Below are 24,868 nucleotides of genomic sequence, written 5' to 3' on the forward strand. Positions count from 1 at the left end.
GCGTCCTGAGGTCGGGGGTGAAGCGGATGGATCAATCCGCGACGGTGAATGAGGCGAGGTTCAGTGCTTTCGCGACGGCGCTTGCTGCGGCTGTGACGGCGATCGGAGAGACGGCATTCCCCGATCTCCTGGCGCAAGCGCTTCAGACGCTGGCCCCCTTCGGCATGATGAACGGCTTTTACTACACGTCCGACGGCAAAGCTGGCGATCTTCACAATCTGCATGACCGCAAACGCCAGGGCGTGATCGTCGATCATTATCTCGACGGCGCCTATGTGCTCGACCCGTTTTACGACGCCGTTGGAAACGATAAAAGCGAGCGTCTGCTGGCCATGCGGGCGCTCGCCCCAGATGACTTCTTCGACAGCGAATATTTCCGCCGGCACTATCGGACGACCGGGATCATCGACGAACTGGGGTTCGTTCTCGACCTCGGCCCCACATCCGTCGCCGTCCTGTCGGTGTCGCGGATGAAAGGCGAACCGCTTTTCGGCGCCGAAGAGATCAGCCTTATCGGCCTGTTCACGCCGCTCGTCTGCGCCACCGCGCGGCGTCATTGGCGCGGAACGGGAGACAATACCGAGGCAACCAGCGGCCGCGCGCGCATCGCGCATCCGCTTCTGACCAAGCGGGAAACCGAAATCGTCACCCTGATCCTCAAAGGCCATTCCAACCTCTCGATTTCGGCCGTTCTCGATCTGTCGCCGAACACGGTCAAAGTGCATCGGCGGCAGATCTATGCGAAGCTGAAGATCTCCAGTCAGGCGGAACTTTTCCATCTGTTTCTCGCCTGACCGAAGTTTTTCCCGGTTTATTCGGCAAAATCCATCTCTGGCGGGGCCTTGCGCAGTCCACCCGTCAGGTAAACGAGATAGACGGCGCCGATGGCCAGCCAGGCGAGGCCCAGAACCTTCGCGTTCCCGTCGAGATTGCCGAGCAGGTAGAGATCGCACACCGCCGCGACGGCGGGAACAACCAGTCCTATCAGGACGCCCGAAGCCCGCACCTGCGCCTCGCCGCGCAGATAGAGCGAAATCACCGAAAGATTGACGGCGGTGAAAGCGAGGAAAGCGCCGAAATTGATGAAGGAGGTCGAGGTGGTGATGTCCATGAACAGCGCCAGCAGACCGACGACGCCGACCATGACCAGATTGATCACCGGCGTGCGCCAGCGCGGATGAAGCCGCGCGAAGATCGCCTTCGGCAGCACATCGTCGCGGCCCATGGCGAAGAGCAGCCGTCCGACGCTCGCCTGGGCGGCGAGGCCCGAGGTGAACTGCGCCACAATGAGGGTGGCGAGGAAGATCGCCACAAACGCGTCGCCGCCGATCTTGGCTGCGATTTCGGTGGCGGCGGAATCGACAGACTGGAAAACCGCGCCGGGATGGGCGAGCTGCGTGACATAGGACGACAGCACGAAGATCGCCCCGCCGGCCACCGCCGTGATCAGGATTGCCCTGGGCATGGTGCGCGCGGGATTACGGGTTTCCTCGGTCAGCGTCGAGACGGCGTCGAAACCGAGGAAGGAATAGGCCGCGATCGCCGCGCCGGCGATGGAGGCCGAGAAGGGCACATCAGCCTTGAAGAATGGCTCGACCGACAGCAGGCCGCCCGGGCCTTGGGCCGCTACAACATACCGCGCCGCCAGCGCCACGAAGGCGATGAGCACGACGAGCTGCACAGCCATCAGGATCAGATTGACGCGGCTTGCGAACACGACGCCAACGAGATTGACCAGAGTGGTCAGAAGGATAAAGGCCAGGATCCAGACAAAGGCCGGCACATCCGGAAAGGCGGACGACAGATAAGCTCCGCCGATCAACCAGATGACCATCGGCAGGAAGAAATAGTCGAGCAGCACCGCCCAGCCGACCAGAAAGCCGACATGGCCGTTCAGCGAGCGGCGAGCGTAGGTGTAGGCGGAGCCCGCGACGGGATAGACGCGCGCCATCACGCCATAGCTGATGGCGGTCAGGAGAATGGCGCCGGCAGCGATCAGATAGGCCATCGGCGTGGTGCCGCCGCTGGTGGTCGCAAGCGCGCCGAATGTGCCGAACACGATCATCGGCGTCATGTAAGCAAGGCCGAACAGAACGACCGACCACAGGCCGAGCGCGCGTTCGAGTTTGATAGGCTGGTTCATCTTCGCCTCCGGAGTTTTTCTTGGCGCCGTTTGGCGCAGTCCTTCGAATGCCTCTCCCGTAGCGAGCGAGGCAGGCGGCGATGATGTCGAAAATGCGGCAACGGCGACATAACACCAAGGGGTTATGTCGCCGCATCAGGCCTTCATCTCACGAAGGGGTTGCCCGCTTCGCGCAGGCCAAAGGAGGAGTCTAGTGATCACACCTCGCTTGCGGCAATCACGCCCTGGGCGAGCAACTGGTCGATCCGCGCCTCGTCATAACCGGCTTCCTTGAGAATCTCGCGGCTGTGCTCGCCGGCAAGCGGCGCGCCGCGCTCGACAACAGACGGCGTCTTGGAGAATCGGATCGGAAAACCGGGGGTCTTCACGCGTCCTTCGGTCGGGTGATCATACTCGACGAAGGAGCCGTTATGCTTGATTTGCGGATCGTCGACGAGATCGGCGTAACCATAGACAGGTCCACACCAGATGTCGGCGGCGCGCAGCAGGTCCAGCCATTCCGCTGAGGTCTTGGTCTTCAGCCTGTCGCGCGTCTTGGCGAAGATCTCGTCGCGGCGACTCCAGGTGTCGACCTCATCATTCATGGTCAGGAAACTGTCCTCGCCGATTACCTCGCCCAGCGTCTTGAGCTTGGGGAAAGCGACGATGATGAATCCGTCGGATGTAGCGAAGGCGCCATAGGGCGCGCGGATATAGACATGGGCATGCGGCTCGGACGAACGCTTCTGCTCTTTCTTGCCGACTGTGAAAACCGAAAGCTCCTGCATCTGGATGGTGGTGATGGCGTCGAGCATGTTGACCTGCACCAACTGCCCCTCACCTGTGCGCTCGCGATGCAGCAGGGCTGCGAGCACGCCTTCGAAGGCAGTGTAGGCGGTGATGGCGTCGACCAGATATTGGCCGGCGGCGGTAGGCGGCTCGCCTTCGCGGCCCGCCGACAGCATGGCGCCGGACATGCCCTGCAATACGAGATCCTGGCCGGGACGGTCGACATAGGGGCCCGTCTCGCCATAGCCCGACATCGAGACATAGATGATGGAAGGATTGATCGCCGACAGGCTCTCGTAATCTACGCCCAGCCGCTTGGCGACGCCCGGCCGATAGTTCTGCAGAAAGACATCGCTGTCGCGCACGAGATCCATCAGGATCGCCTTGCCTTCGGGGGATTTGAGATCCACCGCGAGCGAGCGCTTGTTGCGGTTCAGCGACAGAAACGAAACATTGACACGGTTGCCGCTCGCGCCGCCCGCCGAAACATGCCGCTGCCATTCGCCGGTGACAGGCTCCACCTTGACCACGTCGGCGCCGAGATCGCCCAGACGCTGGGCCGCGAACGGCCCCGCCATGGCGATCGAACAATCGAGGACACGGTAACCGCTGAGAACGCCCATAAATTCCTCCCGAAGATCATCTTGATTGCCGCCAAGCCTACCGGCATCCGCGCCAAGGTCAAGAGTGAGCGCTAACATTTTTGATGTGTTCTTCCCGACCTTGATGTTTCAAGCACTTTGCCGGATGACGAGTTCATAGCCGACGTCTACGCGTTTTTCGGCCGGCGCCTGGCCAAGCATGGCGGCCAGCAGCATTTCGCCCGCCTTGCGGCCAATGTCGGAAGCGGGAATCCGGATCGTGGTCAGAGCGGGGTTGAGATGGCGCGCCAGTTCGAAATCGCCGAAACCGGTGATCGCCAGCGCGCCAGGCACAGAAATCCCGCGCCGCTGGCTGGTCAATAGCGCGCCAGACGCCAGAATATCGCTGGAAAAGACCAGGGCGTCAGCGTCGGGGAAATCCCGGAGCGCACGTTCGAACAGCCGCGCGCCCGCCTCCATGTCGGATCCCCGATCTTGTTCCAGAACCAGCCTGGGTTCAATCTCGGGGATTAGCGCACGCATCGCCTCGACAAAGCCGTCGCGGCGTTCCTCGGCGCGAACATCGCCATGGATCAAAGCGCCGCAAAACACGATGCGCCGCCGCCCCCGGCCCAACAGATGCTCGATGAGGGATTGCATCGGTTTACGGTTGGAAAAGCCGACGACGCCATCAAGCGGGTGATCGACAAGATCCCAACCTTCCACCACCGGAATAGCCGCCCGCTTCAACAGAGCGGTGGTCTGCCGGCTATGCCGGGCGCCGATGATGAAGATCCCGTCGGGGCGTCGGCCAAGCAGGCCTCGGATGACTTTCTCTTCGCGGTCGGGGTCGTAATTGGTGGCGCCGAGAAAAATCTGATAGCCGCCGGCATCGAGAACGTCGGAAAAACTCTGGATCGTATCGGCGAAAACCGAAGCGGAGATGGTGGGAATAATTGCTGCAACCGTACGGCTGCGCTGGGACGCGAGATGGCTTGCGGCAAGATTGTGCACATAGTGCGTGCCAGCGATGGCCGCGCGAATGGCTTCGGCGGTTTTTTCCGTCACCGTGTCCGGGGAACGGAGAAATCGCGAGACCGTCTGCATGGACACATCGGCGACGCGGGCGACGTCCGCCATGGTCGCAGCCTCGCTCTTGCGGCGCGGCCGGCGTTTCGGCGTCTCCTTTTCCATCAGACCTCTTGCCTCGTTTCGCCCAAAATCAGCTCCATGCCAGTTGCTGAGGCTTGCAACAAATGGAGGCGCTGCGCAACTCGCTCGCACAAGCCAAGATTTCACGCGCCGCGTGAACGGATTGTTTAGGTCGTAGGACGATGATCCATCTTTCTTAACGCAGGACGCATTCATGCCATGCAGCACCGAACGGATCAGTGAGCCAACGGCATGAGATCTTTGACGAGCCCGCGCGCGCTACCGGATTGGATTGTGACGGAGATTCTCTCCGCTCTTGATCTGCTGCCGGCGCCAGCGATCCTGGTCGACGAACGGTTGCGCGTCTACGGCGCCAATGAAGCCACGGGCCTAATCCTGCCGACACTCAAAGCGCCGTCTTCGCTGGTGGAACAGTGTGCTGAAGAAGACGGGGACAAACTGCTGAACCTTCTCATCCTATCGCCTGATAGTCCGGGATGCCCAGCAGGCCTTGATATTGAGCTCGGATCGGAGAAGGACGGTCGGCGATGGCGTAATCTGCAGGCGAAGCAGGTCGCAGGCTTCGCCGGATTTTTCGTCGTGACTATTCTCGACATTCACGCAGCCAAGACGACGCAGATCGAGACCAGACGCTGGGAAGAACGGTGGAATGCGGCCCTGGTCGGCTCCGATCTCGGCGTGTGGGATCACGACATCCGGCGCGGCGACTATTTCTATTCCGGCAAATGGAAGGAAATCCGGGGAATACCGCGCGATAGCGAGGTCAACGCGGACTATGAAAGCTGGATCGAAGCGGTCCATCCCGATGATCGTGAGCATGTTCGCACCTATATCGAGAAGCAAGCGGCAGGCGATCTTTCGGTAACAGCCTGCGAATATCGCGAGCGGCACACTGACGGAACCTATGTCTGGGTAGAGTGCCGCGGCGCCTGCGTCGAGACATTTCAGGATGGAACCGCAGCCCGCATTATCGGCACCGATCTCGACATCACCGCGCGAAAAGAAGCGGAAGGTCAGATCCAGCGCCTGAAACAGCGCTTCGAGCTCGCGCTAGAGGCCACCCGCATTGGCGTTTTCGAAGCCGATATCGTTGATCATACGGTGCAGTTCGACGATACGCTCCTGGAGATTTTCGGCTTGACCGGCTCGCCAGCCATCATGGGCGGCGACGACTGGCTCAGCGTCATTCACCCAGACGACCGGCACTCGGCGTTGCGGCGGATCGAGAAGGGCTTGGCGTCCGGGAATGATTTTTCCAACGAGTTCCGCATCATACGCGCTAGTGACCAGACGTTGCGGCACATACGGTCACGCGCGGCCCGTTTCATTGACGCCAATGGCCGCCAGAAAATCATCGGCGCCAATTGGGACGTGACGGACGACATTTCGGTTCGCGACGAGTTGGAGCGCGCCAAGACCCTTGCCGAAGCGCGCAACACCGAACTCGAAGCCATTCGCTCCCGTCTGGAATTCAACGCTCTTCATGACGACTTGACCGGCCTTCCAAATCGGCGCTTCCTCGACGAGACGCTTGCGCGCCGTTCGGAGGCCGCTGGTCTGTCCATTCTGCATATCGATCTCGACCGCTTCAAACAGATCAATGATACGCTCGGTCATCGCGCCGGCGATTTCATGCTCACCCACACCAGCTCCGTCCTGCGATCAACTGCAGCGTCGGAGGATTTTGTCGCCCGCATCGGCGGCGACGAGTTCGTGGTCGTCTCTCCGTTCCAGGGCGATTTGTGCCGATTGCAGGCGATGGCGCAGCGAATCATCGAACAGCTTCGCGCGCCTGTCTATGTCGACAAGACGCCATGCCGCGTCGGAGCCAGCGTCGGCATCGCCTTCGACGCGCGCCCGGATTGCGACGCCACGCAATTGCTCCAAAATGCGGACATGGCGCTCTACCGCGCCAAGAGCAACGGCAAAAATCGCTACGAATTCTTCACCAGCGAGTTGCAGGACCAGATCGTCGTCAAGAAACGCGTCTCCGACGAAATTCTCGCCTCGCTGGAAAGAGGGGAGTTCATCCCTTACTTCCAGCCGCAGTTCGACGCGCGGAGCCTGGACCTCGCAGGGGTCGAAACGCTGGCGCGTTGGGCGCATCCCTTGAAAGGGGTGTTGCCGCCGGCGACGTTCCTCGCCATTGCCGAAGAATTGGACGTGGTCTCCGCCATCGACGCGATGATCATGGAGAAATCGCTTGAGCACATGACGGCGCTCGGGTCGTCGGCTCCGAAGATTTCCTTCAACATCTCGGTGCGACGGCTGAGCGATCCGGAATTGCTGACCAAGCTGGACAGGCTGCCGATACCGCCGGAGAAAATCTCGTTCGAATTGCTCGAGACAATTTTCCTTGATGACAGCGAGGGGGATCTCGCCGCCAATATCGAGGCGCTGCGGAGCCGGGGTTTCGGGCTTGAAATCGACGATTTCGGTTCCGGCCACGCCTCGGTCATCGGCCTTCTCAAGGTCAAGCCCAACACGCTCAAAGTGGACCGGGCGCTGATCAAGCCGATCGTGGAGAACCGTGAACAACGGCAACTGGTGCAGGCGATCATTGAGATCGGCCATTCCCTGGGCATGAAAGTCACTGCGGAAGGCGTGGAGACCGCAGCCCATATCGATATGCTGCGCGACATGAACTGCGATATGCTTCAGGGTTTTGCGCTCGCCAAACCGATGAGCTACACCGACCTTCTCGGCTTCATCGCCCGGGAAGACTGGCGGCGATGACGCCGCCAGTCGAGGTCAAGATCAATCGCCGTAGCCGATGATCGACTTGATTTCGAGGAAGTCGTGGATGCCGAAATCGGCATATTCGCGTCCATTGCCCGACTGCTTGTAGCCGCCGAACGACGAGAAGACGTCCCAGTCCGGATAGTTGAGATAGACAGAGCCGGCGCGCATTTCGGCCGCGACGGCGCGGGCATGATTGATATCGCCGGACTGGATATAGGCGGCGAGGCCGTAGACCGTGTCATTGGCGATATCGATGGCTTCGGCTTCGTCCTTGTAAGGAAGGATAGACAGAACAGGCCCGAAGATCTCTTCGCGGGCGATGGTCATGTCGCGGGTGACGCCACCGAACACGGTCGGGCGAATGTAATAGCCGCGATTGAGATGTTCAGGACGACCAGTTCCACCGGTCACGAGCGTCGCGCCTTCGTCGATGCCCGCCTGGATGAGGCGCTGGATCTTGTCATATTGCAGCTGGCTGACAACAGGACCGAGATCGGTGTCAGCGGATTTGGGATCGCCGGTCTTGAAGGCTTCGGCCGCGAGCTTTGCGAAACCAAGCGCTTCGTCATGGCGATCAGCCGGCACGAGCATGCGGGTCGGCGCATCGCAGGACTGGCCGGTATTGCCGAAGCAGCCTTGAACGCCCTTGGTGACGGCCTCTTCGAGATCGGCGTCAGGCAGAACGATATTGGCCGATTTGCCGCCGAGTTCCTGGGCGAGGCGCTTGACCGTGTCGGCCGCCGTCTTGGCGACGATGATGCCGGCGCGGGTCGAGCCAGTGAACGAGACCATGTCGACATCGGGATGGCCGGCCATGACCTGGCCGACATTCGGGCCATCGCCATTGACGAGGTTGAACACGCCCTTGGGTACGCCCGCCGCATGCATGACTTCGGCGAAGACAATACCGCTGATCGGCGCGATTTCCGACGGCTTGAGCACGACGGTGCAGCCGGCGGCGATTGCCGGGGCGACCTTGCAGACGATCTGGTTGAGCGGCCAGTTCCAGGGCGTGATCAGCGCGCAGACGCCGATCGGCTCTTTGACGACAGTGGTCGTGCCGCGCTTTTCGCTGAACGAGTAATCTTCCAGCGCCTTGATCGTGGCTTCCATATGGGCGCGGCCAGCCCAGGCCTGGGCGTCGAGAGCGAAAGACATGGGCGCACCCATCTCATCCGACACGGCCTTGCCGATATCTTCGAAGCGCTCGTTATAGACTTCGAGAATGCGGCGGAGAAGCGCCAGCCGATCGGCATGGCTGGTCTTGGAAAAGGTCTTGAAGGCGGCCTTTGCGGCGGCCACAGCCTTGTCGACATCGGCCTTCGAGCCGACGGAAATCTTGGTGTAGGCCTCTTCGGTAGCCGGATTGATCACGTCCAGCGTGGCGGGGACGACAGGGGCAACCCATTCGCCGGTGATGTAGAAGAGTTCGTGATTGCTCATGCTTGCTTTCCTCTGCTTGCGCGTTCAGCCCGCCATCATCGGGCAGGTCGCCCCGGGACGCAGCGACAGAGCCACGGTTGCGCCCGGTTCGACGATTTTTTGTTCCCCTTGCCGCGGCACATCCACGGACAGCGTCTTGCCATGGCCGGTTTCGACGCGAAGTCGAAGCGATTTGCCATGGAAGACGACGCTGACTGCTGTTCCTAGCAAATCGCCAGCGGCGGCGTCACGCGAAACGAACAGGTCCTCAGGCCTGACGCCGATTGTGACATCGTCTCCGAGCCTGTTTGTCGACGCCCCATCGGAAGGTATGGTCAAGGTCCAGCCATCGACGTCGACACTGACCCCGGAAGCGGAGACCCCGACCACCCGCGCCGGCAACAGGTTCATGGTGCCGATAAAGCCGGCGACGAAACGGGTGGCGGGCCGGTCATAGAGTTCGGCGGGAGAGGCGGCCTGCTCTATTCGGCCCTTGTTCATCACCACGATGCGATCGGAGATCGACAGCGCCTCGGTTTGGTCATGGGTGACCATCACGAATGTCGCGCCAATCTCGTGCTGCAGGCGCTTCAATTCCACCTGCATCTGTTCGCGCAGATGCGCGTCGAGGGCTGAAAGCGGCTCGTCGAGCAAGAGGAGTTTCGGTTCGCAGACGATGGCGCGAGCGAGCGCCACGCGCTGACGCTGACCGCCGGAAAGAGCGCCCACCCTGGCCTGCGCCTTATCCGGAAGGCCGACCATCTCCAGCGCCGCCTCGACCTTCTTGCGGCGCTCGACAGAAGGGATCTTTCGCAGCGACAGGCCGAACTCAATATTCTCCGTGACATTCATATGCGGAAACAGCGCATAGTCCTGAAAGACGGTGTTTACGGGTCGATCATAGGGTCGGAGCGCGGTGATGTCGCGCCCTTCAAGCAACACTTTGCCCGACGTCGGGCTTTCGAACCCAGCGATCACGCGCAGCGTGGTGGTCTTGCCGCAGCCGGAGGGGCCGAGTAGGCTCAGGAATTCGCCCGGTGCGATCTCGAGATCGATATCGTCGAGGCCGACCAGTCCGCCGGGAAACACCTTGCGGACCTTGTCGAGCGACAGCAAGGGCTCAGCCATTGTCGGCCTCCGGCGGCTTGTTGGTGTTGACCCAAAGGATCTCGGCGCGGACGGCGCCTCTGTTGGTGAAAGCGTGCATCAGCGTGCTCTTGAAGGCGAAACTGTCGCCCTGCTTCAATTGATAGGTTCCGCCGTCGATTTCGAGTTCCACATCGCCCGTCAGCACATAGCCGAATTCATGGCCGCTATGGGCATAGGCTTCGGCGGTGCCGCCGCCCGGCTCGACCGTCACCAGCATGCCGGTGAGTTGCGAACCCGGCGGCGACAGCAGCCATTTTCCGATACCTTCCGAATGAACCGGCAGCGGCCGGCGCGACTGTGCCCGGACGCAATAGAGATCGTTGGAATTGTCGGTCCCCTCGCCGATCAGCGCGCCAGGCTCCACCGACAGCGCCGCCGCGAGCGGCCAGATGACCTTGACGCGCAGAGAACTCAGGCCGCGCTCAATCTGGCTCAGCGCCCCGATCGAAATGCCGGTGCGGGAGGCAAGCTCCGTCAGCGACATGTTGCGCTCGAGCCGGAGGGCGCGCACCCGCCGGCCGACAATGACGTCGGCCTCCGTCGCATCCCGCATCTGTCTTGCCGTCATCTCTTGCACTCTGGCGTCCTTTCTCTCCGGTCGCCGCCGCCCTTTGGGGGACGGCGGCGGCGCATGGGCTCAGCCGCCCGCCTTGACCTTTTCGAACATCTTGGCGAGATCGTCATTCTGCTTCATCGGCCCGGTGAAAACCGTGGTCTTGAGCATGTCGTCGGGATTGGACGGCAATTCAAGCGTCTTCAGCGTATCGGCCGGAACTTCGGCGAAAGCGGTGCTGGTCGAGGCGCCATAGCCATAGGCCTCGATCAGATATTTGCCGGAATCGGCTTCCAGACGGCTGTTGATGAAGTCATAGGCCAGATCGACATTCTTGGCGTCCTTCAGCAGCACATAGCCGCAGGTCCAGGTGAGCATGCCCTCTTTCGGCTTCATGAATTCCACCGGCACGCCCTGTTTCTTGAGCGCCACGGCGGAGGCGTTCCAGGTCATGGCCGCGACCAGTTCGCCGCTCGCCAGCGACTGCTCCACCGAGGTCATGTCGGTGGTGTAGGTGGAGATCAGCGGCCGCTGTTCGCGGAGCTTCTCGGCGACCTTGTCGAGATCGGCCGCGCTCATGTCAAAGGGGTTGACGCCCGCAAGAAGGGCGGCGACCAGCGGCGTGTCATGCACGGCGTCGATCGTGGCCATACGACCGGCATATTGCTTGTCCCAGAGGAGCGACCAGCTCTTTTCCGGATTCTCGACCAGATCGGTCCGGTAGAGGATGGAGGTGTTGCCCCAGTCCCAGGGCACCATCCACACCTTGCCGTCGCCGGCCTGGAGGTCCGGAAGATTGCGGAAGGTCGGGAAGATCTTGTCCCAGTTCTTGATGCGCTTGGTGTCGATCGGCTGCAGTAGGCCTTCCTTGTTCCAGCGGGCGATCTTGTCATAGCAGGGATGGGCGACATCCGGTCGGAAGCCGGCCTTGACCTTGGTGAAGGCGTCGTCGTCATCGCCGAACATCGCATATTCGATCGCGTCGGGATGGGCGGCGAGATAGGACTTGCTGAATTCCGGCAGTTCATAGCCGGACCAGGTGAAGTAGGACAGCTTGTCGGCGGCCTGCGCCAATCCGCTCGTCGTGATCAGAGCCGCCGCGAGCGCGCCGCTCAGGATCTTGGTCAGTCTTCCAGTTTTCATGCGCGTTCTCCTCTTGGGTTTTATGATTGGACCATTCACGTCTGGCCGCGCCGTCGGAGCAGTTCCGCAGCGGCGGCAATGGCGATGCTGACCGCCAGGATGACGCTGCCGAGCGCCATCACCATCGGCAGCGATTTCGGAAAGCGCAGCTGGCTCCAGATGAACAGAGGCAGCGTCTGATCGGAGCCGGCGAGGAAAAAGGCGATGATGAATTCGTCGAAACTGGTCAGGAAGGCGAGCATGAAGGCCGAGCCGATGGCCGAGGCCGAGAGCGGCAGCATGACTTTCCAGAGCACCAGGAATTCGCGCGCGCCGAGATCCTCGGCGGCTTCGGGAATGCTGCGGGGAATGTTCTGGAAGCGCGACCGCATCACCATGACGGTCGTGGGCAGGCCGGCCAGCACATGCCCCGCCACCATGGCCGTCAGCGATGGGCCGAGACCGGCGAGATTGACGAGGATCAGCAGCGAAATGCCGAGGATGACGCCCGGAATCAGGATGGGCAGGCGGGCGATGGCCGAGACGAGATTGGCGAAGACCGATTGCCCGAACACATCCATATAGGCGATCGCGCCGCCGCAGAGCGTCGCCAGAAAAGCCGAGGTCAGGCCGACGATCAGGCTATTGGCGACAGCGGCAGCCAGCGCTTCATTGCCGACAAGCGCCTTGTACCAATCGAGCGTAAAACCCTTGAGCGGAAAGGATGCCTGCACTGCGTCGTTGAAGGAGAACAGCGGGATCAGGCAGACCGGCAAATAGAGGAACACCAGATAGGCTGCGACATAGAGCCAGAGCAGCCCGCCGGCATTGAGGCGTGGAGCGTGCGCGGTCATTGGCGGCTCCCGTAACGACGATCGACCATGCGGGCGACGAGGATCAGCACAAGGATCAAGGCCATCACCGAGGCAGCGAGCGCCGCGCCGAACGGCCAGTCATTGGCCTTGCCGAACTGCGCCTGGATCAGCGAGCCGATCATCACGCTTTGCGGCCCGCCGACCAGCGCGGGCGTCACATAGTCGCCGACGGTGGGCACGAAGACGACCAGCGCGCCGGAGAGCACGCCCGGCATGGAGTAAGGAAGCACAACACGCCGAAAAGCGGTGAAGGGCTTGGCGCCGAGATCAGCGGCCGCCTCGAACAGCGATCTCGGCATGGTGTCGAGCGCCACGAAAATCGGCAGGATCGCGAAAGGCGCATAGGCATGCGCGAGCGTCAGCACCACGGCGGCGGGCGTATTGAGAAAAGCCAGCGACGGCTCGCTGAGCAGACCGCTGCCGACCAGCGCCGAATTCAGGACGCCATTATAAGCGAGCACGATCTTCCAGGCGAAGACCCTGAGCAGATAGCTGGTCCAGAATGGCAATGTCACCAGAAAAAGGATGAGGCCGCGATGGCGACCGGCATGGAAGGCGAGGAAATAGGCAATGGGATAGGCGGTGACAACCGTGGCTGCCGTGACCAATCCGGCGATAACCAGCGACCTGACCGCCACCATGACATAGAGCGGATCGGTGGCGACAGTGACATAGTTTGCAAGAGTGCCCCCTGCCCCGGTCAGCGAGCCGTCATTGACGCGCAGCGACAAAAACAGCACCAGCGCCAGCGAGAAGAGGATCAGAACGAAAGCCACGAAGGAGCCGGGCGTCAGCATGACAGCGCGGAACACCGCGCGCGATCCGCCTCCCTGCTGCACCCTTTCCCGCATCGCCATCATGGCCGCTCACTCAAACATGAAATTCAGTTCATCATTTTCATTTTTTAGAAAGAGTCAAGCTCGCTTCACCGCTCCAAAGCGTCCAGCATGCGATACCAGGCTATTGCAGCTCCAACGCCGACCTGCCGGAAACGGTGGAAAGGAATGGGCGCGATTGGCGTCAGCGGCAAAGGCAGCCGGTCCGGATCACCGCTCAGGAGATAGTCAACCAGGCGCGGACCCGACGCGGTCATCAAGCCGACGCCGCGTCCTTGGCAGCCCACCATCGTCACCAGCCCCGGCGCAGGCTCATGCACATGCGGCAGATGATCGAGTGTGACGGCGACGCGACCGAACCAGCGTCTTTCGATCGCCACGCCGCGCAAGGACGGGAACAAGCGGACGAGAGCCCGCTCAAGATGCGCCCAATCCTCGGGCCCGCGCGGCAGACGCATCGGACCCCGACCGCCGAGAATGAGGCGATTGCCGGCGGCGCGGCGGTAGTAGACCAGGATACGCCGGGAATCCGACACCGCCTGCCCGGCCGGCAGGATCGATCTCAGCACGTCCTCGGCAATCGGCGCGGTGGCGATCTGCAGGGAATGAAGCGGCACGAGCGTGGCCGCGAGGCCCGGGATCAGAGTGTCGGAATAGGCGTTGGCGGCCAACAGCACCTTGCCTGCCCGGATCTCGGAGCCATCGGCGAGCCGGGCGATCCAGACATTGTCGCGGCGTGCAAGGCTGGTGCAACGGCTGTTTTCCTGGATCTCGACGCCGTTTTCGCGAGCCAGTCGCGCCAGTTCCAGCGTGAGCGCCAGCGGATTGATGACGCCGGCGCGGCGATCGTGAAAGCCGCCGAGATAATTATCGGCGCCGATTGCGGACTGAATGCCCGTTGCGTCCAGCATCTCGACCTGATCGCTGTAGCCGCGCCATTGTTTGTAGCGCGCGGTCGCGGCGGCGAGCGCCTTTTCCGTATGACAGGCCTGAATCCAGCCCGAGCGCGACCGGGGAACGTCGAGCTTTTCCCGCTCGATGAGATCGAACACGGCGTCGGCCGTGCGCGAGACGAAATCCACCACTGCGGCGCCGCGCTTGTCGCCGAAATGCTGGAGAAGCCAATCCGGATCATATTTCAGGCCGGGAATAACTTGGCCGCCATTCAGCCCGCTTGCGCCCTCGCCGATCCGGCCGGCATCCACCAATCGAACGCCGAGCCCTTGGCGCGCGGCATGAAGCGCACCGGTCAACCCGCAGAAACCGCCGCCGATCACCAGCAGATCGACGCTGCCGCTGCTCGCTGTCGCCTGCGGCGTCTCCCGCCGTTGCGCCTCATAGGACCAGACCGGATCGTTGGTCAGCATCATCACGCCCCTGTTTCCAAGTTTTCATCAGCATATCGCTGAAAAATGAAATTGAAACAGGAATTTTCATTTATTTGAAGCGCTGCGTCAGCCGCCAATCTGGACCAGCGGGCGATAGCCGGCCTTGAGCGCAGCGAGAATGGGCGGAGGCGTCAGCACATCGACCCTGGTTGCGGGATCGAAGACAGTCGGCGCGCCATAGCCGGCGTGGCTCCAAGGGTGAAGATTGCCATACCACAGGAGATGCGGCGCTTGATCATGGAGTACGAACCCGCCGTCGGGCAGGTCTCCGAGTGTTTCCACATGCGGCCCCGCGCTTCGCCAGTGCCGCGCCTGATGCAGGATCTGATCCATGCGGGCGGCTGAAAGCGTCTGCTCCGCCTCACCCAGACCTTCCGCCAGCGCAGTGCGAAAAGCTTTGTAAGCCGGGCGGCGGCAAAGCGCGCAGGGGCGATGCCCTGCCGAGAGCGCCACGGCCTCGTCGAGAAAGAAGAGCGGCGTATAGTGACCGCGTTGATCGAAGATCACCCGATAACCCGGCGACCGGGGTTCAAGCGTGCAACTGATCCACGCCTTGCTGCGCCAGGGTCTGACGATGCGGCCTTGCCTGTCATGCAGATCGCCGCGATTGCCCATCAGAGACCCGCGCGCCGGGGACGCTTCGATGTTTCCGAAGGGCGTCACCCGGTTGGCGCGCGGCATGAGGGGTCACCAGCCTTCGTCGAGCACGCGAGCCAGCATATCGACGAAATAGTCGGCGCTGGCTTTCGACAGGCACATCGGCGGCTTGATTTTCAAGACATTCAGGTGATCGCCCGTCGGCTGCATGATCACCCCGAGATCGAGCAGGCGGTCGCAGATCCGCGCCGTCTCGACGGTGGCGGGGGCAAGCGTCTGGCGGTCGCGGACGAATTCGAGGCCGAGATAGAGGCCCATGCCATGCACCGCGCCGACGAGATCGAAACGCTGGCCGAGCGCCTCCAGCCGCGCCTTAAGATGATCGCCCACCTCGCGCGCATTGTCCTGCAGTTTTTCCTCGAACAGCGCGTCGAGCACGGTCATGCCGACCACGCAGGACACCGGGCTGCCGCCGGCGGAGGAGAAGAAGTAGCCCTCCTTCTCCAGACTGTCGGCAATGGCGCGGCTGGTGATGACGGCGCCGAGCGGATGACCATTGCCCATGCCCTTGGCGATGGTGATGATATCGGGCGTGACGCCCTGCTCCTCAAAACCCCAGAAGTAATGGCCGAGACGACCGTAACCGACTTGCACCTCATCGGCGATGGTCACGCCGCCCCGGGCGCGGACCATCTCGTAAACAGCCTTGAGATAGCCCTTGGGCAGGGGAATGCCGCCGGAATTGCCATAGACGCTTTCGCAGATGAAGCCCGCCAGGGCTTCGCCCTTTTCATCCAGCCGCGCCAGCGCCTTTTCCACTTCGGTGACGTAACCGGGGGCGGAATCCGGCCCACGATGGGGTCCGCGATAGGTGTTGGGCGAGGTGACGGCATGCACCCAGGAGGGCCGCGTGGTCAGTGCCTGCGGATTGTCGGCGATCGAGGTGGACACGGCGTCGGACGCCACCGTCCAGCCGTGATAGGCCTCAAGCAGGCAGAGCATGTTGCGCGCGCCGGAATGCGCCCAGGCGAGCCGGAGCGCGAGATCATTGGCCTCCGAGCCGGAATTGACGAGGAAGACGGTGTCCAAGCCCTCGGGCGCGAGATCGACGAGCCGTTTGGAAAAGTCGGCAATGCCGGCATAATGGAAGCGGGAATTGGTGTTGAGCAGGCTCCATTGCCGGCCGACCGCCGCCGAGAGCTTCTCGTGGCCATGGCCGAGGATGGCGACATTGTTGACCATGTCGAGATAGGCGCGGCCATTGGTGCCGTACATCTGCTCGCGCCAGCCGCGCTCGATCTGCGGCGGGTTCTGGTAGTAATTCTTCTGCGGCTTGGCGAAATGCGCCTGCCGCACCGCCATCAGATCCTCGCTGGCCAGCGCCGGCGCATCGAGATCACGTCCCAGGAGCGCAGAGGGCGACGGACAGAGTTGCATCCAGGCTCTCGCCTGATGATCAGCGACGAAGGCGGGCGGCCTCTCCTCGCCGAGGCGGCTCAATTGGACGCCGACCACACCCTCCTCGCCCACGGCTGCATACTGGTCGCCGATGTCCAGTGGTGTATCTGGTGCGGCGAGCGCGTCGGCGCCGGTCAGCCACACAGTGAGGTCCTGTCCAACCAGCGCCAGCGCGCCGGCCGTGTGCAAAACCCGTCCAGCGAACGGCGCTTGAAGCCGGGTTCCTGCCGGAGCGGCCAGTTCCACCGTCAAGGCTGTGGACGCCGGCGCTTGCGGCGTATGATGCACAGCCCGGCTCAGGCGGCGTTCGCCGTAACGCGTCGCAGCAAAGCCGGTCCTGACGGCAGCGTCTTTGAGCAACCGGCGATCGATGTCGGCTTCCAGCCAGTTTCCGGAACGATAGACTTCCGAGAGCGCATCGAGACGCAGAGGCGTCAGCGCGGACGGGGCGAGATCACCGATCAGCGGCGCCACGGCCGGCGCGGGCGCGGCATTCGATTTTCCAAGAACATCGAGAATTGCCGCCTGCATCACTGCGATCGGCAGGCTGGTCGCAACGCGAAAGATTTCCCGCTCGTGGTCGATATTGCCGGCGACATAGGCGTTGTCGGGCTCCACCGCCAATTGCTGCTCGCCGGAGGCTGCGAGAACGCAGGCGCGCTGCACGACCAGCGGCCAGAGCGCCTGCAACTCCTCATCCGTCAGGGGATAGGTCGCATGAAAAGCCTCGACTGCCGGCAGGATGAAGAACGGATCGCCATCGGCGTGATGCAGCAGCGCCGCGCAGGTAACGGCGAGATCGCCGATCACCCAGCCGCGCATGAGATCGCCGAAATCGATGACGCCGGCGGGGATGGGATGGCCGTCAGCATCCATGCGAGCGACGACATTGTCGTCGGTGACGTCGTGATGCACGGCCTGCAATCGCAACCTGTCGCGGACAGGCGCGAGATGGGCTTCCGCGGCTTCCGTCGCCGTGAGCACCGCCGCGCGCCGTGCGGGATCGGGAATGGCCGAGGCCATGGCGAGCGTGACGCTGTAAGCGGCTCGCATGTCCCATTGCAGCGCCCGGTCGAGGCCGGGATGATCGAAACCGGCGAGCGTCGCCGCCACATCCGCCGAGAGGCGACCGAGGGCGCGGCGGGTGACCTCGGACAGATGTTTGCGACGGGTCAGCGGCTCGCCTTCGAGATAGGTGAGAAGTCGGACGCGGCAGGGCATATCGCCGACCGTCAGTTCGATGATCTCTTTCCCCGAACGCGCGGCCACCGGGCGCGGCGCTTCGAAGCCTGTCGCCTTGGCGGCGAGCGCTTGCATGGCGGCGTTCTGGGCCTCCAATTCGGCCAGCGAATACTCCGTCCGGGCGATCTTCAGCACGAAGGCCTCGCCAATGGCGGTCCGGATGCGAAAATTGCGGTCCTGCTGGCTGCCGAGCTCGACGATTTGCCCCTCCAGACCATACGCGTCTCGCAGAATCGCCGCCGCCTGATCGATGCTGACGTCAGGGCGCGGAAGGTCTGCGCGTTGAGCGGCGTTCTGGTGGGTCATGGCCGTTTCTCCCGAGTAAGGCGACATGGCCTGGTTTCTTAATCTCTGGAATGATTTAGGGCAATCACCAGAAGAGCAGCGGCCTTGCCAGAGGACCGACGCCCCCTTAAATGGAGGCAGGCGAGCGGTCGCGCCGGTTTGGAACTCAGCGCCTGATGGAAAAGTCTCCCATCCGCAGACGCGGAACCCTGTTTTTCTGGCTCGCCTTCGCTGTCATCGCCGGCGCGATCGGCGCAACGGTGTTGCTCGCCCGCGACGGGGCCAATCTGAAGCAGATTATCGCGGCGTTGGGGCTTTCGCCAGTCCCGCAACAGATCGCCGCCGGCACATCCGCCACCAAGACGAAGCGCCTGCGAAATCTCTCTATCCCGCTCGATCCGATTGTCTTTCGCCGTGAAATCAAGGACGCGGAAAGCGCCTTTCTGCGCCGCCTCAGCATCGACGCAAAGGCGCTTTGTGAGAGTTTTGCCGAAGCGGGTTTCGCCATGAGCGGCTGGGCGCCGGGCGTGTTCAGCAGCAAAACCTATGAATGCTGGGGCGAGCAGATCTTCAACGCGACTGCGGAGCCGGACAAGCAATCCAGCTTCTTTCTGATGGTCAAGGGCCTGCCGGACGGCGATCTGCTGTCGGCGCGCGTCAAATTCATCTTCACAAGCCCCGAAATGCGCGACCGCTTGACAAACGACGCTGTGCGGATGTTGACGCTTTTGGCGGAAAAGACCCGCTGGGGCGACCTCGCCGACCATGCCGCCGATATCAGGGCGCTCAAACCGTTTACGCTCGACGCTTTCGGTCTCAGGGTGAAGTTTTCCAACGAATTCAGCGGTCTCGGCCGCTATAATCTGGTGGTGTCGCGCGACGGGTCGTTAACCGACGCCGAAAAGAGAACCCGCGCCTATTTCAATCGCGCCGCCTATTTACCCCTGCCGCCGGATATGGCTGAGAAAAAGCCAGCGGCTGCGCATGACGCAAAGAAGCAAGACGAGAGCAATGACTGATTTCACCCCCTTGCAATCCCTGATCGGCGGAGGCCTGATCGGCCTTAGCGCCGTGTTGTTGATGGCCTTTCACGGCCGCATCGCCGGCATGACCGGACTTCTCGCCGGCGTCCTGCCGCCTTTGGCCGCGGACTGGCCGTGGCGGGCGGCGTTTCTCGCCGGCGCGGCGCTTTCACCAATTCTTTGGCTCGCAAGCGGCAGGGAGATCGCCTTCTCATCGCCCGCGACGCCCTGGGCGTTGGCAACAGGCGGTTTCGTCGTCGGTCTCGGCGTGGTGCTGGGCGGCGGCTGCCCGTCGGGACACGGCGTGTGCGGCATCGCCCGCTTTTCAAAACGATCGATCGCAGCCACGCTCACCTTCATGGCGACGGCCTTTGTCAGCGTCTTCGTTCTGCGCCATCTGATCGGAGCCGCATGATGAGAGAGCTTTTCGCCCTCGCCTTCGGCGCGATCTTCGGCCTGGGAATCGCCATTTCGGGCATGATCAACCCGGCCAAGGTGATGAATTTCTTCGATGTCATGGGGAGTTGGGATCCGAGCCTCGCTTTCGTGATGATCGGCGCGCTCGCGGTCGCTATTCCAGGCTATGCGCTGGTCTTCCGGATGCGCCGCGCGCCAGTTCTCAACGCGCAATTCGCCCAGCCGACCAAGACGGCGCTCGACCGCAGGCTGATCGGCGGGGCGGCGCTGTTCGGGCTCGGCTGGGGCGCAGCGGGCTTCTGCCCCGGCGGCGCCATTCCGGCGATCGGTCTGGGTGAAGCCTCAGTCTATGTGTTTCTGCTGGCGATGATCGCGGGCATGGTGGTCATGCGGTTGATGCTTGCCCGCCGGGATTGAGGCGAGATCACCGATGCATGTGGGCGCCCTTGGAAATTTTGTCGGCGATCTTTTTGGGCGCGCGATAGGCGAGACCGACGAATTTTGCGTCATCGGAGCCGAATTCCGAGAAGACGGCGCGGTTGGCGGCGTCGTGACCGGTCGAGAACATCTCTTCGATATAGGCCGAACCCTCCACGCCCTGCTCCTGCATGCGCGCGGCTGCCTTGCGGATCGTCTCGCCATCGGCTTCCAGCACGATCACCGGCTGGCCGCTGATGGGCAGGAAACGCCTGCTGTCGCGGTCGAGATAGGGCTCGCCGATGATCTCGGGCACGCCGGCCGTCACGCCGCTCATCAGAAAGGCGGCGACATTCAGCGCTTGCCAGGACGGCAGATCCTCGCGCAGGATCAGGACGATTTTGGTGTCGAACATGGGGACTCCCTTGGCTGGCAATAAAGACAGGCGCTTAGCAAGGACGGAGAGTGCTGGTCTTGAACGTCTGTGCGCGGAAGGCGATCATATTCGCCGCGCGCCGGACGCCGAGGCGCTCGAACGGATCGAAGTGGTGATGTCGCGCTTCACCTATGCGGCGCATCGCCATGACAGTTATGCGCTTGGGTTGACGATCAGCGGCGCGCAGACGTTCTTCTATCGCGGCGAGCGCCGGCTCAGCCTGCCCGGCCAGTGGCTGGCGCTGCATCCTGATGAGCTTCATGACGGCCAGGCCGGCGATGACGCCGGCCTGCGCTACCGCATGCTTTATCTCGAACCTTCAAGGCTCTATGACGCGCTGCCCGAGGGGATCATGACCCTGCCCTTTCTCCAGCAGCCGGTCGGCGACGATCCCTTGGTGACACGCCTTCTTGCAGGGCTCCTGAGCGGCATGGAGGACGGCATCGACCCACTGGCGCTCGATGGTTGCCTCGCCGAACTCGCCGCACGGCTTGCGACGCTTGCAGGCCTTGCCAAGGGCCGCAGCGTAAAAACGACGCCCGACATGCGCCAGATACGGGATTATCTGGTGGAGCACGCTTTCGAGCAGGTTACTTCCGACGATCTGGAGAGGGTGTCGGGGCTCAACCGTTACCAGATCGCCCGCGCTTTCCGGCGGATGCATGGATCTAGCCCGCACCGGTTTCTGGTGATGCGGCGGCTGCAGGCGGCGCGCAAACGAATTGGCGAAGGCGCTGATATCGCCGATGTGGCGGCCGAAACAGGCTTCGCCGATCAGGCGCATCTGACGCGCTGGTTTCGCAACGCCTATGGAACGACGCCGGCGCGATGGGCGCAGATGGCGAGGGCGCGGACGGCCTGAGGCGCCAAAGTTTTGCGGCCTTCGCCCTTCCCTTTGCCAAAAAAACCGCCTAAGACAGCGCCCATCATGGATCGCGCGCGGCTTTGGATCATATCGCGAATTATTTGCCCGGCCTTTGCAGCCTGAACGGCGACAGCAGAGGTCCGGGATTTTGGCGTTTGCGCCACTCCAATCCACGATATTCCCATTTTTCGCAGGCGCTGTCCGCCCCTCCCCCGCGACCGGGCGCGAGCGCATAAGACGGTATGACGATGAACGACACCGCAGACAAGAACGACTATTCCTCGACGCTCTATCTTCCGCAGACGGATTTCCCGATGCGCGCCGGCCTGCCGCAGAAGGAGCCGGAGATCGCCAAGCGCTGGAAGGAGCAGGATCTCTATAAGCAGTTGCGCGCCTCCGCCGCCGGCCGGCAGAAATTCGTGCTGCATGACGGCCCTCCCTACGCCAATGGCAATATCCATATCGGCCATGCGCTCAACAAGGTGCTGAAAGACGTCATCACCCGCTCGTTCCAGATGCGCGGGCGCGACGCCAATTACGTGCCGGGCTGGGATTGCCACGGCCTGCCGATCGAATGGAAGATCGAGGAAAAGTATCGCGAAAAAGGCAAGGACAAGAACGAGGTCCCGGTCAACGAATTCCGCCGCGAATGCCGCGAGTTCGCGCAGGGCTGGATCAATATCCAGTCTGAAGAATTCCGTCGCCTGGGCATCGAGGGCGATTTCGACAATCCCTACACGACCATGGCCTATCATTCCGAAGCCCGCATCGCCGGCGAGCTTCTGAAGATCGCCATGTCAGGCCAACTCTATCGCGGCTCCAAGCCGATCATGTGGTCGGTGGTCGAGCGCACGGCGCTTGCCGAGGCCGAGGTCGAGTATCACGAGGTCGAGAGCGATACGATCTGGGTGAAGTTCCCGATTCCGCACCGCCTCGTAGAGCCGACTCCGCGAGGAGAACCTGGTCAGCAAACAACAAGTCAGGACGAATTGGCTGGTGCTTCGGTAGTCATCTGGACCACTACGCCCTGGACCATCCCGGGCAATCGCGCCATCTCCTTCTCGTCCCGTATCGAATACGGCCTTTATGAAGTGACCGCAGCCGCCAATGACTTTGGCCCGCAGCCAGGCGAGAAGCTCATTTTCGCCGACAAACTGGCGGCTGACGCCTTCACCAAGGCCAAGCTTGAATTCACCCGCCTTCGCGGCGTCACCGGCGATGAACTCGGCGCCATCATTTGCGCCCACCCCCTTGCCGACATGGGTTACGACTTCGACGTGCCCCTGCTCGATGGCGACCATGTGACCGACGACGCCGGCACAGGCTTCGTGCATACCGCGCCGAGCCATGGCCGCGAAGACTTTGACGCCTGGATGGCCAATGCCCGGGCGCTTGAAGCGCGCGGCATCTCGTCCAAGATTCCGTTCACCGTTGGCGACGACGGCTTCTACACCGACGAAGCCCCTGGCTTCGGCCCCTCGGCCGAAGGCGGCGCGGCGCGCGTGATGGATGACAACGGCAAGAAGGGCGACGCCAACAAGCGCGTCATCGAAGCGCTGATCGCCGCGAACAATCTCTTCGCCCGCGGCCGTATCAAGCATGACTATCCGCATAGCTGGCGCTCCAAGAAGCCGGTGATCTTCCGCAACACGCCGCAATGGTTCGTCTATATGGACAAGGACCTCGGCGATAGCGCCACGCTGCGCTCGCGCGCGCTCAACGCTATCGACCAGACCCGCTTCGTGCCGGCGGGCGGCCAGAACCGTCTGCGCGCCATGATCGAGCAGCGCCCGGACTGGGTGCTGTCGCGCCAGCGCGCCTGGGGCGTGCCGATCTGCGTCTTCGCCGACAAGGACGGTACTGTCTTGAAGGACGAGGCGGTCAACGCCCGCATTCTCGAAGCCTTCGAGAAGGAAGGCGCCGACGCCTGGTTCGCCGAGGGCGCCAAGGAGCGCTTCCTGGGCTCCGAGCATGACGGCGAGACCTGGCAGATGGTCACCGACATTCTCGACGTCTGGTTCGATTCTGGCTCCACCCACACCTTCACGCTTGAAGACCGTCCGGACCTGAAATGGCCCGCCGACGTCTATCTCGAAGGCTCGGACCAGCATCGCGGCTGGTTCCATTCCTCGCTGCTTGAAAGCTGCGCCACGCGCGGCCGCGCGCCCTATGACACGGTCATCACCCATGGCTTCACCATGGCTGAGGACGGCCGCAAGATGTCGAAGTCGCTCGGCAACACCGTGACGCCGCAGGAAGTGATGGGCCAGTCGGGCGCCGATATTCTGCGCCTTTGGGTGATGAACACCGATTATTGGGAAGATCAGCGTCTCGGCAAGACGATCATCCAGACCAATATCGACGCCTATCGCAAGATCCGCAACACGATCCGCTGGATGCTCGGCACACTCGCCCATGACCAGGGCGAGGACATCGCTTACGCCGATCTGCCGGAACTCGAAAAGCTGATGCTGCATCGCCTCGCCGAACTCGATGCGGTGGTGCGCCAGGGCTATGACGAATTCGACTTCAAGCGCATCGTCCGCTCGCTGTCTGATTTCGCCAATGTCGAATTGTCGGCCTTCTATTTCGACATCCGCAAGGACACGCTCTATTGCGACGCCCCGTCGAGCCTGAAGCGGCGCTCGGCCCTGTTCGTGATCCGCAAGCTGTTCGATTGCCTCGTCACCTGGTTTGCGCCGATGATGCCCTTCACCATGGAAGAGGCCTGGCTGTCGCGCGATCCCTCGGCCGCCTCGGTGCATCTCGAACAGTTCCCGGAAATCCCGGCTGACTGGTCGAACGAGGCGCTGGCGGAGAAGTGGAAGAAGGTGCGCGCCGTGCGCCGCGCCGTAACAGGCGCGCTAGAAATCGAGCGCAAGGACAAGCGCATCGGCTCTTCGCTCGAAGCGGCGCCCGTGGTCCACATCGCCGACACTGAGCTGATGGCGGCCGTGGAAGGTCTGGATTTCGCGGAAATCTGCATCACCTCCGACATTTCACTGGTGGCGGGCGACGGTCCGGCCGAAGCGTTCCGTTCGGAAGACGTCGCCCATGTGGCGGTAGAGCCGACACGGGCGGAAGGCGCCAAATGCGCCCGCTCCTGGAAAATCACCCGCGACGTGGGCTCCGACCCCGATTATCCCGACGTGTCTCAGCGCGATGCGCAGGCGCTTCGTGAACTGGCCGCGCTCAAGGCCTGACAACAATCCAAAACGGCGCCTTCGGGCGCCGTTTTCCATACAGGACTGCGTCGCCCCGAATTGACGGGATGCAATTCCGGATCGGAATCATTTGCGCTTGACGCCCATCTCCGGTAAAAGCTGCCTGAAAATGGCCGGAATTTTCGTTAAACCGATTATTCCACTCCACTTCGA

At 62.4% G+C, this 24,868-nt stretch carries 20 protein-coding genes; 7 read left to right on the plus strand and 13 right to left on the minus strand.

From position 1 onward, the window contains the following. Nucleotides 1-26 precede the first annotated feature (26 nt). The gene (locus tag M2360_RS00200; protein ID WP_280772354.1) at nt 27-794 is read left to right on the plus strand and encodes a helix-turn-helix transcriptional regulator; all 768 of its coding nucleotides are present in this window, start codon (nt 27-29) and stop codon (nt 792-794) included. Nucleotides 795-811: 17 nt separating this feature from the next. Here the strand turns inward: M2360_RS00200 and M2360_RS00205 are convergent, their stop codons facing one another. From M2360_RS00205 to M2360_RS00215, 3 genes are all read right to left on the minus strand, one after another. Next, a complete protein-coding gene (locus M2360_RS00205; protein WP_280772355.1) occupies nt 812-2,143 on the minus strand; it encodes an APC family permease in 1,332 nt (443 codons plus the stop codon). 197 nt (nt 2,144-2,340) lie between these two features. Beyond that, nucleotides 2,341-3,534, minus strand: a complete 1,194-nt coding sequence (locus M2360_RS00210; protein WP_280772356.1) for a CoA transferase — start codon at nt 3,532-3,534, stop codon at nt 2,341-2,343. A gap of 108 nt (nt 3,535-3,642) precedes the next feature. After that, nucleotides 3,643-4,686 carry a LacI family DNA-binding transcriptional regulator gene (locus M2360_RS00215; RefSeq protein WP_280772357.1) on the minus strand — a complete coding sequence of 348 codons (1,044 nt, stop codon included), beginning with the start codon at nt 4,684-4,686 and terminating at the stop codon, nt 3,643-3,645. 252 nt (nt 4,687-4,938) lie between these two features. Here M2360_RS00215 and M2360_RS00220 point away from each other — a divergent pair, with 252 nt between their 5' ends. Next, complete coding sequence (locus M2360_RS00220; RefSeq protein ID WP_280772358.1) at nt 4,939-7,401, plus strand: bifunctional diguanylate cyclase/phosphodiesterase; 2,463 nt, start codon at nt 4,939-4,941, stop codon at nt 7,399-7,401. Between the two features lie 21 nt (nt 7,402-7,422). On the opposite strand, the gene M2360_RS00225 is transcribed toward M2360_RS00220, so the two are convergent. The 9 genes from M2360_RS00225 to M2360_RS00265 form a co-directional block, all read right to left on the minus strand. Beyond that, nucleotides 7,423-8,850 carry an aldehyde dehydrogenase family protein gene (locus M2360_RS00225; protein WP_280772359.1) on the minus strand — a complete coding sequence of 476 codons (1,428 nt, stop codon included), beginning with the start codon at nt 8,848-8,850 and terminating at the stop codon, nt 7,423-7,425. Between the two features lie 24 nt (nt 8,851-8,874). After that, nucleotides 8,875-9,957, minus strand: coding sequence for an ABC transporter ATP-binding protein (locus M2360_RS00230; protein WP_280772360.1), 1,083 nt, complete (start codon nt 9,955-9,957; stop codon nt 8,875-8,877). Beyond that, nucleotides 9,950-10,546: a cupin domain-containing protein gene (locus M2360_RS00235; RefSeq protein ID WP_280773046.1), complete on the minus strand. Its 597-nt coding sequence runs from the start codon at nt 10,544-10,546 to the stop codon at nt 9,950-9,952. Before M2360_RS00235 ends, M2360_RS00230 begins: the two co-directional genes overlap by 8 nt. A gap of 69 nt (nt 10,547-10,615) precedes the next feature. Next, nucleotides 10,616-11,674 carry an ABC transporter substrate-binding protein gene (locus M2360_RS00240; RefSeq protein WP_280772361.1) on the minus strand — a complete coding sequence of 353 codons (1,059 nt, stop codon included), beginning with the start codon at nt 11,672-11,674 and terminating at the stop codon, nt 10,616-10,618. Nucleotides 11,675-11,709: 35 nt separating this feature from the next. Further along, nucleotides 11,710-12,507, minus strand: coding sequence for an ABC transporter permease (locus tag M2360_RS00245; RefSeq protein WP_280772362.1), 798 nt, complete (start codon nt 12,505-12,507; stop codon nt 11,710-11,712). Continuing rightward, entirely contained in the window at nt 12,504-13,385 is an 882-nt protein-coding gene (locus M2360_RS00250; RefSeq protein WP_280773047.1) for an ABC transporter permease, read from the minus strand. The genes M2360_RS00245 and M2360_RS00250 overlap by 4 nt, the downstream gene beginning before the upstream one ends. 68 nt (nt 13,386-13,453) lie before the next feature. After that, nucleotides 13,454-14,734 (minus strand): FAD-binding oxidoreductase, encoded by a 1,281-nt coding sequence (locus tag M2360_RS00255; protein ID WP_280772363.1) that lies wholly within the window; start codon nt 14,732-14,734, stop codon nt 13,454-13,456. Between the two features lie 84 nt (nt 14,735-14,818). Beyond that, entirely contained in the window at nt 14,819-15,433 is a 615-nt protein-coding gene (locus tag M2360_RS00260; RefSeq protein WP_280772364.1) for a hypothetical protein, read from the minus strand. Between the two features lie 6 nt (nt 15,434-15,439). Further along, nucleotides 15,440-18,355, minus strand: coding sequence for an aminotransferase (locus M2360_RS00265; protein ID WP_280772365.1), 2,916 nt, complete (start codon nt 18,353-18,355; stop codon nt 15,440-15,442). Between the two features lie 155 nt (nt 18,356-18,510). On the opposite strand from M2360_RS00265, the gene M2360_RS00270 reads away from it, so the two are divergent. Genes M2360_RS00270 through M2360_RS00280 form a run of 3 tightly spaced genes read left to right on the plus strand, consistent with a single transcriptional unit; the run spans nt 18,511 to nt 20,190 of the window. Next, nucleotides 18,511-19,353 (plus strand): DUF6030 family protein, encoded by an 843-nt coding sequence (locus M2360_RS00270; protein WP_280772366.1) that lies wholly within the window; start codon nt 18,511-18,513, stop codon nt 19,351-19,353. Continuing rightward, complete coding sequence (locus M2360_RS00275; protein WP_280772367.1) at nt 19,346-19,771, plus strand: YeeE/YedE family protein; 426 nt, start codon at nt 19,346-19,348, stop codon at nt 19,769-19,771. The genes M2360_RS00270 and M2360_RS00275 overlap by 8 nt, the downstream gene beginning before the upstream one ends. Beyond that, complete coding sequence (locus M2360_RS00280) at nt 19,771-20,190, plus strand: DUF6691 family protein (protein ID WP_348529516.1); 420 nt, start codon at nt 19,771-19,773, stop codon at nt 20,188-20,190. The genes M2360_RS00275 and M2360_RS00280 overlap by 1 nt, the downstream gene beginning before the upstream one ends. 7 nt (nt 20,191-20,197) lie before the next feature. Here M2360_RS00280 and M2360_RS00285 read toward each other — a convergent pair whose 3' ends face one another. Then, nucleotides 20,198-20,605, minus strand: a complete 408-nt coding sequence (locus M2360_RS00285) for a DUF2000 family protein (RefSeq protein WP_280772369.1) — start codon at nt 20,603-20,605, stop codon at nt 20,198-20,200. Nucleotides 20,606-20,615: 10 nt separating this feature from the next. Between M2360_RS00285 and M2360_RS00290 the strand changes: the two genes are divergently transcribed. Further along, nucleotides 20,616-21,488, plus strand: coding sequence for an AraC family transcriptional regulator (locus M2360_RS00290; RefSeq protein WP_280772370.1), 873 nt, complete (start codon nt 20,616-20,618; stop codon nt 21,486-21,488). Between the two features lie 251 nt (nt 21,489-21,739). Beyond that, nucleotides 21,740-24,694: an isoleucine--tRNA ligase gene (gene ileS / locus M2360_RS00295; RefSeq protein ID WP_280772371.1), complete on the plus strand. Its 2,955-nt coding sequence runs from the start codon at nt 21,740-21,742 to the stop codon at nt 24,692-24,694. Nucleotides 24,695-24,868 lie beyond the last annotated feature (174 nt).

It is taken from the genome of Rhizobium sp. SG_E_25_P2 (assembly GCF_029892285.1).
Lineage (GTDB): Bacteria > Pseudomonadota > Alphaproteobacteria > Rhizobiales > Rhizobiaceae > Rhizobium_E.